This is a genomic window from Protofrankia sp. CiP1_Cm_nod3 (genome assembly GCF_982290655.1).
Genome location: NZ_CEVIVD010000064.1, coordinates 6,138 through 20,226 on the forward strand (window position 1 = coordinate 6,138; position 14,089 = coordinate 20,226).

Annotated in this window: 13 protein-coding genes; 10 read left to right on the forward strand and 3 right to left on the reverse strand. The window is 72.1% G+C overall.

Annotated features, from left to right (window positions below):
* The 10 genes from accA to AC5LUJ_RS13915 form a co-directional block, all read left to right on the forward strand.
* Positions 1-937: carboxyltransferase subunit alpha (gene accA / locus AC5LUJ_RS13870; RefSeq protein ID WP_493465055.1), on the forward strand; the 937-nt coding region annotated here is incomplete at its 5' end.
* Positions 934-1,530: an acetyl-CoA carboxylase biotin carboxyl carrier protein gene (locus AC5LUJ_RS13875; RefSeq protein WP_250285760.1), complete on the forward strand. Its 597-nt coding sequence runs from the start codon at positions 934-936 to the stop codon at positions 1,528-1,530. The genes accA and AC5LUJ_RS13875, both read left to right, overlap by 4 nt.
* A gap of 32 nt (positions 1,531-1,562) precedes the next feature.
* Complete coding sequence (locus AC5LUJ_RS13880; RefSeq protein ID WP_250285761.1) at positions 1,563-2,930, forward strand: acetyl-CoA carboxylase biotin carboxylase subunit; 1,368 nt, start codon at positions 1,563-1,565, stop codon at positions 2,928-2,930.
* Positions 2,927-3,187, forward strand: coding sequence for an acyl carrier protein (locus AC5LUJ_RS13885; RefSeq protein WP_250291636.1), 261 nt, complete (start codon positions 2,927-2,929; stop codon positions 3,185-3,187). Before AC5LUJ_RS13880 ends, AC5LUJ_RS13885 begins: the two co-directional genes overlap by 4 nt.
* A 122-nt stretch (positions 3,188-3,309) precedes the next feature.
* Complete coding sequence (locus AC5LUJ_RS13890) at positions 3,310-3,816, forward strand: SRPBCC family protein (RefSeq protein ID WP_250285763.1); 507 nt, start codon at positions 3,310-3,312, stop codon at positions 3,814-3,816.
* 122 nt (positions 3,817-3,938) lie between these two features.
* Complete coding sequence (locus AC5LUJ_RS13895; protein ID WP_493465056.1) at positions 3,939-4,457, forward strand: cupin domain-containing protein; 519 nt, start codon at positions 3,939-3,941, stop codon at positions 4,455-4,457.
* Entirely contained in the window at positions 4,454-5,767 is a 1,314-nt protein-coding gene (locus tag AC5LUJ_RS13900) for a beta-ketoacyl-[acyl-carrier-protein] synthase family protein (protein ID WP_493465057.1), read from the forward strand. Before AC5LUJ_RS13895 ends, AC5LUJ_RS13900 begins: the two co-directional genes overlap by 4 nt.
* A gap of 11 nt (positions 5,768-5,778) precedes the next feature.
* The gene (locus AC5LUJ_RS13905; protein ID WP_493465058.1) at positions 5,779-7,002 is read left to right on the forward strand and encodes a beta-ketoacyl synthase N-terminal-like domain-containing protein; all 1,224 of its coding nucleotides are present in this window, start codon (positions 5,779-5,781) and stop codon (positions 7,000-7,002) included.
* Entirely contained in the window at positions 7,003-9,480 is a 2,478-nt protein-coding gene (locus AC5LUJ_RS13910; RefSeq protein WP_493465059.1) for an FAD-dependent monooxygenase, read from the forward strand.
* A gap of 81 nt (positions 9,481-9,561) precedes the next feature.
* Positions 9,562-10,944 (forward strand): NAD(P)/FAD-dependent oxidoreductase, encoded by a 1,383-nt coding sequence (locus AC5LUJ_RS13915; RefSeq protein ID WP_445548420.1) that lies wholly within the window; start codon positions 9,562-9,564, stop codon positions 10,942-10,944.
* Here the strand turns inward: AC5LUJ_RS13915 and AC5LUJ_RS13920 are convergent.
* The 3 genes from AC5LUJ_RS13920 to AC5LUJ_RS13930 all read right to left on the reverse strand — a co-directional run bounded on the left by AC5LUJ_RS13920 (position 10,925) and on the right by AC5LUJ_RS13930 (position 13,980).
* Positions 10,925-11,848, reverse strand: a complete 924-nt coding sequence (locus AC5LUJ_RS13920; protein WP_250285798.1) for a 4'-phosphopantetheinyl transferase family protein — start codon at positions 11,846-11,848, stop codon at positions 10,925-10,927. The genes AC5LUJ_RS13915 and AC5LUJ_RS13920 overlap by 20 nt on opposite strands.
* Before the next feature lie 154 nt (positions 11,849-12,002).
* Positions 12,003-12,860 carry a metallophosphoesterase family protein gene (locus AC5LUJ_RS13925; protein WP_250291624.1) on the reverse strand — a complete coding sequence of 286 codons (858 nt, stop codon included), beginning with the start codon at positions 12,858-12,860 and terminating at the stop codon, positions 12,003-12,005.
* 403 nt (positions 12,861-13,263) lie between these two features.
* The gene (locus tag AC5LUJ_RS13930) at positions 13,264-13,980 is read right to left on the reverse strand and encodes a hypothetical protein (protein WP_250285794.1); all 717 of its coding nucleotides are present in this window, start codon (positions 13,978-13,980) and stop codon (positions 13,264-13,266) included.
* Positions 13,981-14,089: the final 109 nt, after the last annotated feature.

Below are 14,089 nucleotides of genomic sequence, written 5' to 3' on the forward strand. Positions count from 1 at the left end.
GAATGACCTGCCGAATGACCTGCCGGTGGACGGGCCGGCCGGCTCCGGCGTGCTCATCACCGACCCGCAGCGGCTGGTCCAGCGGGACCCGTGGGAGACCGTCCGGCTCGCCCGGGACAGCGCCCGGCCCACCGTCCGGGACTACCTCGCCCGGTCGTTCGACTCCTTCATCGAACTGCGCGGTGACCGGCTGTACGGGGACTGCAGCGCCGTCGTGGCGGGCATCGCGGAGATCGACGGGCTTGCCGTGGCCGTGGTCGGGACCGAGAAGGGGCACTCGACCCCGGAGCTCGTCGCGCACAACTTCGGCATGCCCCAGCCCGAGGGCTACCGCAAGGCCATGCGGGTGATGTCGCTGGCGGCACGGCTCGGCCTGCCGGTGGTGACGCTGATCGACACCCCCGGCGCCTACCCCGGCCGGGAGGCCGAGGAGCGGGGGCAGGCGTCCGCGATCGCACATGCCATCCAGCGGATGTCCGCGCTGTCCACACCGGTCGTCGCGGTGATCACCGGTGAGGGCGGCAGCGGCGGCGCGCTGGCGCTGGCCGTCGCCGACCGTGTCCTGGTCGCGGAGAACGGCGTGTTCTCCGTGATCAGCCCCGAGGCGTGCTCGTCGATCCTCTGGAACGACACGCGGGCCGCGGCCGAGGCCGCCCGCGCGCTTGGCCTGAACGCCCCGTGGCTGCTGCGGCTGGGCATCGTCGACGCCGTGGTGCCCGAGCCGCTCGGCGGCTCCCAGACGGATCACCTCGCCGCCGGCAACCTGCTGCGTCAGGCGGTGCTCGAGGCCCTGCGCCCGCTGCTGTCACTGCCGGCGGCCCACCTGATCCGGGCCCGGCGTTCGCGCTTCCGCCGCTTCGGCCAGGCGGCCGTGGTCACCCCCACCGACATCGCGCCGCCGCAGCCGCGCGAACGACACGAGGAGAAGGCCGTATGAGACCGGCCAGCACCAGCGACCAGCGCCAGCACGTCCTGAGCCGGCTGCACGAGCACGCGACCCGGCTGGCCGGGGAGCTGCCCGGCCAGCTCGGCCGCATCCGCCTCTGCTCCGGGGATGTCGCCATCGAGGTCGAGTGGTCGGGGGCGGCAGGCATCGGCGTGCTCGTCCCGGCACCGTCCGCCGGAGAGCCGGCCGTGAGAAACGGCGCCCTCGCCAACAGCGCCGGCGTCAACGGTGCTCTCGCGAACGGCGCCGCGGTGAACGGCGCCACGGCAGCCGGGGCCGCCGTGAACGGCGCCACCGCGAACAGCGCCGGTGAGAACAGCGCCGGTGAGAACACCGTGGACGCCGACGTGGCTGTTGTCACGGCCCCGATCGTCGGGACTTTCTACCACGCGCCCGAACCGGGGGCGGAGCCCTTTGTCGCGGTGGGGAACGTCATCGACGCGGGCGCGACGATCGGCATCATCGAGGCGATGAAGCTGCTGAACCCGGTCACCGCCGACATCGGCGGGACGGTGGCCCGGATCTGCGTCGGGAACGGGGAGGCGGTCGAGTTCGACCAGGTTCTCGTCGAAATAGCGCCGTAGCGGGATTCTCATTTCACGCGGGGGGTGAAGATTTGTTCCAGAAAGTTCTCATCGCGAACCGCGGCGAGATCGCGCTACGGGTGGCCAGGGCATGCCGTGAGCTCGGTATCCGGACCGTCAGCGTCTATTCGACGGCGGACCGGGACTCGCTTGTCCATCGCCATACCGACGAAGCGGTGTGTATCGGGCCGCCGCCGTCGCGGCGCAGCTACGCCAACGCGGCGGCCATTATCGAGGCCGCGAGAATGACGGAGGCGGACGCCGTCCATCCCGGCTACGGGTTCCTTTCCGAGGATCCCGACTTCGCGGAGATATGCGCCGACGCCGGCCTGGTGTTCATCGGCTCGCCGCCGGCGGTGATGGCCTCGCTGGGGGACAAGAGCGTGGCCCGGGTCCTGATGCGCCGGGCGGGCCTGCCGCTGCTGACCGGCAGCGCCGATGTCGCGCGCAGCGTCGCCGACGCGCGCGACATCGCCGATGCCATCGGCTATCCGGTCATCATCAAGGCGGCGGCCGGTGGCGGTGGCCGTGGCATGACGGTCGTGCGCTCGGCCGCGCAGCTCGCGACCGCGTTCGCCGACACCCGGGCGGCGGCGCGGGCGGTCTTCGGCGACGACCGGATCTACGTGGAGCGCTTTCTCGAGCGGGCCCGTCACGTCGAGGTGCAGATTCTCTGCGACGCGCACGGCGCGGGCATCCACCTGGGCACCCGGGACTGCTCGGTGCAGCGCCGCCACCAGAAGCTGGTGGAGGAGGCGCCCGCGCCCGAGCTCGATCCCGACCGGGTGGCCGAGATGTGCCGGGACGCGGTGCGTGGGGCGCTGTCGGTCGGCTTCACCGGCCTGGGCACGGTCGAGTTCCTGGTGGACGAGGACCAGAACCACTATTTCATCGAGATCAACAGCCGTATCCAGGTGGAGCATCCGGTCACCGAGATGGTGACGGGCTGCGATCTCGTCCACGAGCAGCTTCATGTCGCGGCCGGCACACCGCTGCGGCTGCGGCAGGAGGACGTCGTCCTGCGCGGGGTCGCCGTCGAGTGCCGGGTCAACACCGAGGATCCGGACCGCGGGTTCACCCCGGCCGCCGGCCGGCTGGACCGCTTCACCCCGCCGGCCGGCCCGTTCGTCCGGGTGGACACCCACGGCTTCCCCGGCTACCGGGTCAGCCCGTACTACGACTCGCTGCTGGCCAAGGTGTCGGTCTGGGCGCCCAGCCGGGCCGAGGCGCTCAGCCGGGCCGAGCGCGCGCTTGGCGAGTTCGACGTCGACGGGCCCGGCGTACGTACCACGATTCCTTTCATCAAACGTGTGCTGGCCGACACCGAGTTCCGCAAGGGGCGGTATTCGACCAGCCTGGTCGACCGCCTGGTAACGGATTCCGGAAAGGTGCGGAAATGAGTGTCGAAGCTACTGGGGAAACCCGGTCCGTCGTGACATCAGCCACGATCCGCGAAATTCTCGTCGAGCGGGCCGGCGTAGATCCGGACGTTTTCGCCGGAAACGAGTCGCTTTCGCTCACGGAGCTGCAGATCGACTCGCTGGCCGTCCTCGAGCTACAGGCGGTGCTGGTCGAGAGGTTCGGTGTGGAGGTTCCCGACGAGGCCGTCACGATGACCGTGGGGGAAATCGCCGCCGTCGCGAACGAGGGCCGCTGAGGGCGGCGTCACGGGCGCAGGCCCGTGAAAAAGGACCGCGAACGAAGGCACGTGGGTGACGCCCCGTGCGCGGAAGCCGATGGGAAAAATGCCGGGACAATTTCAGGGAGGTCTCGTAGGAGATGCCGGGACACACACAGAAGTCGGTGTTCATCGCCGCCCCGTTCGATGTCGTCTGGGACGCGACGAACGATCTGGAGAACTGGCCCGACCTGTTCACGGAGTACGCCTCGGTGGACGTTCTCGAACGCGAGGGGGACACCGTCCGTTTCCGGCTGACTATGCATCCGGACGAGAACGGCCAGATCTGGTCGTGGGTCAGCCAGCGGACGGTCGACCGCGGCCTGCGTGAGGTGCGCGCGCACCGGGTCGAGCCCGGCCCGTTCCAGTACATGAACATCTACTGGTCGTACGAGGAGGCCGACGGCGGCGTCCGGATGACATGGGTGCAGGACTTCGCCATGCGCCCGGACGCGCCGGTCGACGACGAGGCGATGACCGTCCGGATCAACACCAACTCGGTGATCCAGATGGAGGTCATCCGGGACAAGGTCGAGAAGCTGGCGGCCGGCGGGGCCGGTGCCGGTGTGGCCGGCGCGGCCGGTGGGGCTCGCGACGCGGGCGCATAAGCCGGTGAGAACGGGCGCATGACGAGTGAGAGGAAGTACCGGAGATGGCTGTCGCATCCTGCTGTCGACATGTGGCCGTCCGTGATGTTCCGCCGGACCGGCGGCGCGGGGGAGAGCTACGGGTGCTGCTCGGTCCACGCACGGTCGGTAGCACCTCGGGCTTCATGGGCGTGGCCACCCTGCTGCCCGGCGAGAAGATCGCCGAACACTACCATCCGTATAGTGAGGAGTTTCTGTACGTAGCCACTGGGGGCATCGTCGTCGACTGCGACGACGTACCGGTGGCCGTCGCGGCCGGCGAGGGGCTCTACATCCCGGTCGGGGCGCGCCACCGGCTGCGCAACACCGGGGCCGAGCCGGCGTCGGTGGTCTTCCACCTCGGACCCCTCGCCCCCCGTCCCGAACTCGGGCACGTGGACACCGAGCAGGCCGAGGGCACGGCGGAGGCCGAGGGCACCGGGCAGGCCGGGCAGGCCGAAGAGGCCGGGAGCGCGGGGGAGACCCGGGGGGGCGGGGGCGCCCGGCAGGCCGTGACCGTGACCGCCGGCCAGGCGCGTCCCGAGCCGCTGCTCCCCGGCCAGGTGAGTACCGGCCAGGTGGGCACCGAGCGCGCCGACGGTGATCCGGTGGCCTCGGCGTGAGCGGCCACCGCCGCGTGGTGGTGACCGGGGTGGGCGTGGTCGCGCCGGGCGGGGTGACGCGGGAGGCGTTCTGGTCCACCGTGACGGCGGGGCGGACGGCCACCCGGCGCATCACCCTCTTCGACGCGTCGCCGTTCCGGTCCCGGGTCGCCGCCGAGTGCGACTTCGACCCGGCCGCCGCCGGGCTCACCCCCCGTCAGGTGCGGCGCTCCGACCGTTACATCCAGTTTGCCATGGCCGCCGCCGCCGAGGCCGTCGCGGACAGCGGGCTCGTCCTCGACGAACCGACCGCGGACGCCACCGGCGTGACGATGGGCACGGCGGTCGGGGGCACCACGGCGCTGGAGACCGAGTACGTCGTGGCCAGCGACAGCGGCCAGCAGTGGCTGGTCGATCCCGACTACGCGTCGCCGTTCCTGTACCAGGCGCTGATGCCGAGCAGCCTGGCGGCCGACGTCGGCTGCCAGTTCGGCACCCACGGCCCGGCGCAGGTCGTCTCCACCGGCTGCACGTCCGGGATCGACGCCATCGGCTACGGCTACCAGCTCGTCGCCGACGGGGAGGCGGACGTGATGATCGCGGGTGCGTCGGACTCCCCGATCTCCCCGGTCACGCTCGCCTCCTTCGACGCGATCAAGGCGACGTCGCCGGACGACTCCGATCCCGAGCACGCCTCCCGGCCCTTCGACCGGGACCGCAAGGGCTTCATCCTGGGCGAGGGCGGCGCGGTCCTCGTCCTGGAGGAGTGGGAGCACGCCCGCCGCCGCGGCGCGCACGTCTACTGCGAGGTCGCCGGTTTCGCCACCCGCAGCAACGCCTTCCACATGACGGGGCTGCGTCCCGACGGGGTGGAGATGGCCCGGGCCATCTCCGACGCGCTGGCGCAGGGCCGGCTGGCGCCGACCACCGTCTCCTACATCAACGCCCACGGCTCGGGGACCAAGCAGAACGACCGGCACGAGACGGCGGCCTTCAAACGGGCGCTGGGCGAGCACGCCTATCAGGTGCCGGTCAGCTCGATCAAGTCCATGGTCGGCCATTCGCTCGGCGCGATCGGCGCGATCGAGATGGCGGCCTGCGCGCTGGCCATCGAGCACGGGGTGGTCCCGCCGACGGCGAACTGGGCCAACCGTGACCCGGAGTGCGATCTCGACTACACGCCGAACACGGCGCGTGAGCACAAGGTCGACGTCGCGCTGTCGGTCGGCAGCGGTTTCGGGGGCTTCCAGTCGGCCATGGTCTTCCGGGCTCCCAACGGCCTGCCGGCCGCGGAGGGCGCTGGGAAGAGGAAAGCGGGGGCCGGACGGTGACGCCGCGCGCTGTGATCACCGGGATCGGGATCGTCTGCGCGAGCGGGATCGGCGTGGACACGTACTGGAAGACCGTGCTGTCCGGGGAGACCCGGATCGGGCGCATCACCCAGTTCGACCCGTCACGCTACGACACCACCCTGGCCGGTGAGGTCGAGGGCTTCGGGGCGGCCGAGCACATGCCGAGCCGGTTCGTCGTGCAGACGGACCGGTGGACGCACCTGGCCTTCTGCGCCGCCGGCCAGGCCCTGGCGGACGCGGGGATCGACCCGGAGGCCCTCGACCCGTACGACATGTCCGTCGCGCTCGCCAGCGCCTCGGGGGGCAACGCGTTCGGCCAGCGCGAGCTGCAGCACCTGTGGAGCTCCTCGTCCCGCACGGTCGGCGCCTACCAGTCGATCGCCTGGTTCTACGCGGCCACGGTGGGGCAGCTGTCGATCCGGCACGGCATGAAGGGGCCATCGGTGGTCCTGGTGTCGGAGAGCGCCGGCGGCCTGGACAGCTTCGCCCACGCGGCGCGGCTGGTCCGCCGCGGGACCCCGGTGGTGCTCGCCGGCGGGACCGAGGCACCGCTGTCCCCGTACGCGCTGACCTGCCAGCAGCACAACCATGCCATGACGTCCCGCACCGACCCGGCCCGCGCCTACTGCCCGTTCGACGTCGACGCGGACGGTTACGTCCCCGGGGAGGGGGGTGCCGTCTTCGTCGTGGAGGACCTCGGCCACGCCCTGGCCCGCGGCGCCCCGGTGATCTACGGGGAGATCGCCGGGGCGGCGGCCACGTTCGACGGCCGCCCGTCCCGGCGTCGCGGCGGCTTCGACGTGGAGCAGTACGCCCGGGCGATGACCACGGCGCTGCACCGGGCGGGCCGGCGTCCCGAGGACGTCGACGTGGTCTTCCCCGACGCGCTCGGGCTGCCCGCCGCCGACCGTGACGAGTCCGCCGCGCTGCGGGCCGCGTTCGGCTCGGCATCACCGGCGGTGACCACGCAGAAGCCGCTGGTGGGGCGGATCTACCAGGGCGGGGCGGCCCTGGACGCGGCCACCGCCCTGCTGGCCATGCGGCACGACCTGCTGCCGCCGGCGGGCGTCCGCACGCCCGCGCCCGGATGCGACCTGAACTTCGTCGCCGAGGTGACCCCCGCGCCGGTCACCACCGCGATGATCAACGCCCGTGGTTTCGACGGGTTCAACGCGTCGGTCGTCCTACATCGCTATCAGCAGGAGGAGAAGTAGATGCCCAACGTGGACGCGACCGGCGGAACCGGGGTCGGGGCGGTGGTGCGCACGGCGCTCGGCACCGCCACCGACACGGTGCGCACGCTGCTGCGCATGCGTGCCCGTCCCGGCCGTGAGCAGGAGTTCGAAAGCGCCTGGCTGAAGGCCGCGGAGGTCATCAGCACGGTGCCGGGGAACATCCGCCAGGACCTGATGCGCAACCCGGACCGGCCCGGCGAGTACGTGATCGTGGCCGACTGGGAGAACCGCTCGGCGCTGGACGCCTTCGGGCGCAGCTCGCACCGGGACCAGCTCACCGCCGCCCTGCGCGACCTGCGCGACGACGCCGAACGCAACACCTACGACGTGCTGCACACCCTGGACGGGCGGGGGCCGGCGGTGCGGGTGCTGGTCACCACCACCGTGCCCGAAGGCGAGGAGGACGCGTTCGAGCAGGCGTTCCTCGAGGTCGCCGAGGCCATGCGCGGGGTGGCCGGCCGGGTCCGGGAGGAACTGCTGCACGAGCCCGGCACCGGCACGTTCCACCTGCTGGCGGAATGGGCCTCCGAGCAGGCCTTCCTGGCCTGGGTGGGGGACCCGAACCACAGCGACCGCACCAGGCAGCTCATCCCCTTCCTCGACCGCGGTTTCTCCCGCCGCATCTTCTCGATCGTCGCCCGCCCACCGGAGGACGAGGTCAACGCCGGCGCGAGCCCCGAGGCGGCCATCGGCGCGGACGCCGCCGGCGCGAACGCCCGCCCCAGGCCGGGGGCGGCCCCGCAGCAGCGCCCGACAGCGGCCCTGAGCACGGCCGCGGCCGCGACCATCCGGCCGCGGGTCGCCGGTGCCCGGCGGCCGGAGCCGGAGGCGGCGACCGACGTGCTGGTCGTCGGCGCGGGGCCGACCGGCCTGACCCTCGCCGTCGAACTCGCCCGCCGCGGCGTCGCCTGCCGGCTGGTGGACAGGAGCACCGAGCCGCCGGGCCAGGCGGACAAGGCCATCGGCGTGCACTGCCGGACGATGGAGATCTGGGAGGACCAGGGCATCGTCCAGGAGGCGATGGACGCCGGCATCTGGCTGAGCGGCCAGATCGTCGTCGTCAACGGGCACCAGACCCACCGCGTCGAGTGGGACCTGCCGGAGCTGCCGTACGCCCACCTCGGGCTGCCGCAGTACGAGACGGAACGCGTCCTCACCAACCGTTTCGCCGCCCTCGGCGGGACGATCGAGCGGGGCGTGGAACTGCGCGGCCTCACCCAGGACGCCGCCGGCGTGACCGCCCGGCTGGCGGGCGCCGACGGCGAGACGACGGTGCGCGCGAAGTACCTGGTGGGATCCGACGGCGCGCACAGCACCGTCCGCAAGGAGCTGAACCTGGTGTTCAACGCCGGCGCCGGGCGGTTCCCGCAGCTGTTCATGCTCGCCGACGTCGAGGTCGACTGGTCGCTGCCCGAAGGCTATCTGCTGCGCTTCCTGCACGAGACCGACGGCAGGATGGACGGGATGCTCGTGTGCGTCCCGCTGCGGGGCCAGGGCCGCTACCGCATCGCGACCATGGCCCCGCCGCGGATCATGGCCGAGGCCGCCCGCACGGACGTGCCGCCCGGTTTCACGAAGGAGTACGAGCCGCCAACGCTGGCCGAGTTCCAGGCCGCGCTCGACGGGCTGGCGCCGCCCGGGACGACCGCGCGCAACCTGCGCTGGTCGTCGATCTTCCGGATCAGCCACGGGATCGTCGACCGCTACCGGGTCGGCCGGGTGTTCGTCGCCGGTGACGCCGCGCACCTGCACCCGCCGGCGGGCGGGCAGGGCATGAACACCGGCATCCAGGACGCCTACAACCTCGGCTGGAAGCTCGCGCTCGCGGCGGGCGGGCACGCGGGGCCGGGCCTGCTCGACAGCTACGAGGCCGAGCGCCGCCCGGCCGGGGAGTCGGTCATGGGCCGCGCGGTGCGGGTCGCGTTCACCGACGAGATGGACAACGAGGACGAGAAGGCGCAGTTCCTCGACGAGATGCAGATGACCCTGACCTACCGCGGCAGCCCGCTGGTCGGGGAGGCGCTGGGCTGGGACGCCCCGGACCGCGGGCCGGCGGCCGGCGACCGCGCGCCGGACGTGCACGGGCTGGCCCGCCGCGGGGTCGGGCACCGGCTGCGGCTGTTCGAGCTGATCCACAGCGGCGCGCACACGCTGCTGTTCTACGGGGACGCCTCCTCGACCGAGGAGGACCTGCGCGGCTACGAGAAGATCGCCGCGGCGATCCGCCGGCAGGCCGCGGGGCTGATCAACGCCTACGTCGTGCTGGATCCGGACGCCGTCGCTCCTGCGGGCCTGGACCTGCCCGTCATCCGCGACACCGAGCGTGACTACCGGTCCGTCTACGCGACCACCGGGCCGTGCGCCCACCTGATCCGGCCGGACGGGCACATCGGCTTCCGCAGCAGGCCGGTCCTTGCCGGCGCCCTTGAAGATCACATACGTGCTGTTTTCGGATGACGACAGCCGATCGCGCCTCGGCGTGCGGCAGCGACGAAATGTGCGGAGTGTGATGAGCTGACATGCAGAACGGGGAGTTGCATGGCAAGCGGCAGGCGGCTGAATGTCGTGGTGTGCGGTGCCGGAATGGCGGGGATGACGGTCTCCCTCGCGCTGGCGCGCCTCGGGCACGCGGTCACGCTGATCGAGCGTGACACCACGGTCAGACCCGCCCGGCTCGACGAGGCCGGCGGCTGGCGACGGACCGGGGTCGCGCACCTGCACCAGCCCCACGCCTTCCTCGCCCGGATCCACGCCGAGCTGCGCGCGGGCCTGCCCGGCACACTCGACGCCCTGCGGGCCGCCGGCGCGGTCGAGGTACCCCTGCCGGACGGGACGCGCTCGTTGCGGTGCCGCCGCAGCACCCTGGAGTGGGTGCTGCGGCGTGACGTCGAGACGCAGCCCGGGATAGAGCTGCGGGCCGGGACCGTCCAGCGGGTGGAAACGCGGCGGGGAGCGGTCGTCGGGGTGCAGCTGGCCGGGGGCGGGCCGCACCCGGCCGATCTCGTGATCGACGCCGGCGGCCGGCGTGGCCGGCTGACCAGCGGGGCCCGGGACGCGGAAGGCTTCGACGAGCCGACCAACGAGGTCTACGTGTCCCGCCGCTACCGGCTGCTGCCGGGACAGCGGTTCACCGCGGTCAACCGCTGGGTGCTCGGGGTCGAGGAGGCCGACGGCTACGCGCTGCTCGTCTTCCCCCACGATGCCGGCACCTTCACCGTCGCCTTCGTCCACCTGCCCGGGGACCGGGCACTGGCGGGGCTGCGCCGGGCGCCGGTGTTCGAGTCGGCCGCCCGCATCATGTCGCTCGGGGCGGCCTGGACCGACCCGAACTTCGCCGAGCCGGTCTCCGGCGTCACGGTCATGAGCGGGCTGCGCAACACGTTCCATCCGCTGGATCCGGCCGCGCCGCTCGGCCTGCACGCGCTCGGTGACACCGTCTGCACCACCAACCCGCACTTCGGACGGGGCTCCTCGCTGACCGTCGCGCATGCGTTCCGGCTCGTGCGGGCGGTGGCCGAGGATCCCGGCGATCCCGCGGCCTGGCGGGACCGGGTCGACGCCTGGGTCCGCGGCGAGCTGCGGTCGTGGTTCGACGACGCCCAGCAGCTCGACCGGGCACGTGCCGCGGCCTGGCGGGCGGCCGTCGACGGCGGGACGCCGGCCATCCCGTCGATGAGCCCGCCGAGCCCGGCGTCGCTGCCACGGTTCGTGCTGCTCGCCGCCGCCGGTGTCGACCCGACGGTCGCGACGGCGGCGCTGCGTCACATGCAGCTGACGGATCCACCCGAGGCGCTGGACGCGGTGGAGCCGCGGGTGACGGGCCTGATCGCGCAGGGCTGGCGCCCGAGCCGTTCCCCGGGTGTGCCCACCCGGGCCGAAATGGTCGAGACGATTTCCGCGGTCAGCGTCCCGGCACGGTGATCGCCGTGATGACCAGGCCGTTGCGGGCCAGCCAGCGGCCGGTGAAACCGGTCAGCCGTTCGGGGGCCTGAGGCTCCGGGGAGACCGATCTCTCCGCGGAGGGATCCGTGGAGAGATCCGTGGAGAGGTCCGTGGAGAGGTCCGTGGAGAGATCGTTGCCGGGCCGGCCCCTCCCTGGCGGGACGCCGCCGGGGAGCACCGGCCCGTCCACCAGCAGCCGGACGGAGAAGGTGCCCCCGGCCAGGTCGATCGTGATCGACGCGTCCTCGAAACCCAGCCAGCGCCGCGCCAGCGGGAACCACGCCTTGTAGACCGACTCCTTCATGCTGAACAGCAGCCTGTCCCAGTGCACGACGGGATCGTCGGCGGGAGCACCGGGCGGCAGCGGCCCCGGGCCCGCGGTGGGACCGCCGGGCGGCAGCACACCCGAGCGCGCGGCGGGAATGCCATGCGCGGCGGGAATGCCATGCGACACGCTGCCCGGGCGCGCGGCGGGGCCGTCGCGCAGCAGCGGGTCGAGCCAGGCTCGCTCCTCGGGCAGGGCGATCTGGTCGAGCACGCCCGCCGGCAGGGCCGCGTTCGGCTCGGCGTCGATACCGACCGTGAGGATGTCGGCGGACCAGGCCGCCACCGCGGCCCGGTAGCCGGCACAGTGCGTGATGCTGCCGATCACCCCGGCGGGCCACTGCGGCTCGCCCTTGGGCCCGCGCAGGATCGGCACCGGCGGTATGCCCAGGCCGGCGAGCGCGCGGTGGGCGCACACCCGGGCGGTGGTGAACTCCCGGCGGCGCTTGTCCACGGACCGCGCGAGCGCGGCGGCCTCCGCGGGGAACAGCACCGCGTCCGGGTCGTCGGTGAACGCCTCCACCGCGACCACCGCCGGATGCAGCAGCGTGGCGAGCAGCTCGGCCCCGGGCCCGGCGACGGCCCCGCCGGACGGGGTAGCGGTGCCGGACGGGGGGGCGGGGACGGACGAGGTGACGTCAGCCACGTCTCTTCCGGCTGCGGCGCTTCCGGACACGCCGGTCCCCAGCGTCCCGGTCCCTGGTATTCCGGGCTCAGTCATGCCGCTCCGGCTCCGGGAGTATCTGCCGGGGAATGTTGCGCGGGCCGTTCCAGCGGCGCCACTCCCGGGGATAGCCGATGGAAACCTCCTCGAACCGGACGCCGTCATACCACGTCGTCCGGGGAATGTGCAGATGGCCGTAGACCACGGCGGCGGCCCGGAACCGCTGGTGCCAGTCGGCGGTGTGCTCCGTGCCGCACCACTGCGCGAACTCCGGATAGCGCAGCACATAGGTCGGATCCCGCACCAGCGGGAAATGGTTCACCAGGACGGTCGGCAGCCGCGGGTCGCATGCCGCGAGCCGTTCCCGGGTGTGCTCGACCCGGGCCCGCGACCAGGCGTCCACACTCGGGTAGGGGTCGGGGACCAGCAGGTACTCGTCCGCGCAGACCACACCCGTGCGGTGCGCCACGGCAAGCGCCTCCTCCTTGGAGGAGGTACCGGCCGGCCGGAAGGTGTAGTCGTAGAGAAGGAACAGCGGCGCCACCGTGACCGGGCCGCCGGCGCCCTCCCACACCGGATACGGATCCTCCGGGGTGAGCACGCCCAGGCGCCGGCATATCTCCACCAGATGCTGGTAACGCCGCTCACCGGTCAGCCGCACCGGATCCTTTTTCGGCGTCCACAGCTCGTGGTTACCAGGCACCCAGATCACGGTGGAGAACCGGGAACGCAGCAGCGTCAGCGCCCATTCGACGTCCGCGACGACCTCACCGACGTCACCGGCGACGATCAGCCAGTCCGCGTCCGACTCCGGCCGTAGTTCCTCGAGGAACTGCCGGTTCTCGGGGTACGCCACATGCAGATCACTGATGGCGAGCAGCTTCCCAGCCACCCGGAACGTGGTCACCCCTCCGACTTTACCCAACCCCGCCACCGGAATCGTCCGACACGACAGCACGAGACAAGTACGGGACAAGTGTGTAACAACCGCCCGCTCGCCGCGTCCCGGGCCGATGCGCCTGTCATCGACCCGGAGCGCGCGGGCCTCTCGCGTGCCGGCGGTGATCACCATCGACCTGGGCTGGGCGTACCGGGCTGGGCGTAGCCGTTGCGGACGGCGGGGCCGCCGATCGCCGGCCCCGCTCGTCGGCCAGCTCCGCCGGGTAGGCGTCGACATCCGCTTCCAACGCCACGGCGATCATCCGTCGGATGCCCTCGCGCACGAGCCCGGTCGATCAGCGACGGTGTCGGGCCGCCCTCGAGGGAACCGCCGTCCTCCACCGCGACCCCGTCATTCGGCGTCCGCTTTCTCAGCTGCCATCGAGCCTGCTCGCGAGCTGGTCGCACATCCGGTCGGACGAGCCAAGCCACATAAGCGTGTAGTTCTGGCCGTCACGGCTGGTCGTGGCATAGTCGGCACAGACAGTCGGCTCTATCTCGGTCGCCCCGTTCGGGGTGAGAAAAGCCGGGCGCGCTGGTGCTATTTTCTCCAGCAGCAGGCAGGTGCCCACGTCCAGGACGGTGGCAGGCAGCTTGCCACGGACGACCGCCACGACACCGACCGACCAGAGATAGTTCTTGTGCTGGTAGATACCGATGGCCAGCCGGTCGGTCTTGTAGGCGCATTCGGCCGCGCCGTTGACCGCTATCACCCTGTTGGCGAACTGCGTGAGTGCCGGCAGGAACGGGGTTGTGCCGTTCCGGAGGATGGACCGCTGACCGGCGGGAACAGCGGCGAGCACCCGGTCGGTGAGCTGCGAGAACTTCAGACAGGGATCCTCGGCAACCGTCCTGATCTGGTCGTCTGGAAGATCAGGCAGGAGCGAACGGGTCGTGGACCCGGGTTGTGCGCAGCTGTTCCCTGTCTCCTGGCCCGGGTTCGTCGCGCCCCTGCTCGGCGGCGCGCTCTCGCTCGGCCGCGGTGCCGGCCTCGCGCAGGAGGGAGCCCCGACCAGGAGAAAAACGGCGATCATCGATAAAACAGCCATGAACATGCGCCCACCGTGCAGGCGTGCCGGCTTACTCATCGCTGGAAACCCTGCTTTCTTCATATGGCTGGCCTGTCGGGGTGACGGTGCAACGTGCGGTGTGTCAGGCACCGCGGCTGCCTTCGCTGTCCGGACAGACCCGCAACCG

Coding starts and splice junctions, on each gene's coding strand:
- AC5LUJ_RS13875 (WP_250285760.1), top strand. CDS start 934: ATGAGACCGGCCAGCACCAGCGACCAGCGCCAGCACGTCCTGAGCCGG.
- AC5LUJ_RS13885 (WP_250291636.1), top strand. CDS start 2,927: ATGAGTGTCGAAGCTACTGGGGAAACCCGGTCCGTCGTGACATCAGCC.
- AC5LUJ_RS13890 (WP_250285763.1), top strand. CDS start 3,310: ATGCCGGGACACACACAGAAGTCGGTGTTCATCGCCGCCCCGTTCGAT.
- AC5LUJ_RS13910 (WP_493465059.1), top strand. CDS start 7,003: ATGCCCAACGTGGACGCGACCGGCGGAACCGGGGTCGGGGCGGTGGTG.
- AC5LUJ_RS13915 (WP_445548420.1), top strand. CDS start 9,562: ATGGCAAGCGGCAGGCGGCTGAATGTCGTGGTGTGCGGTGCCGGAATG.
- AC5LUJ_RS13930 (WP_250285794.1), bottom strand. CDS start 13,980: ATGAGTAAGCCGGCACGCCTGCACGGTGGGCGCATGTTCATGGCTGTT.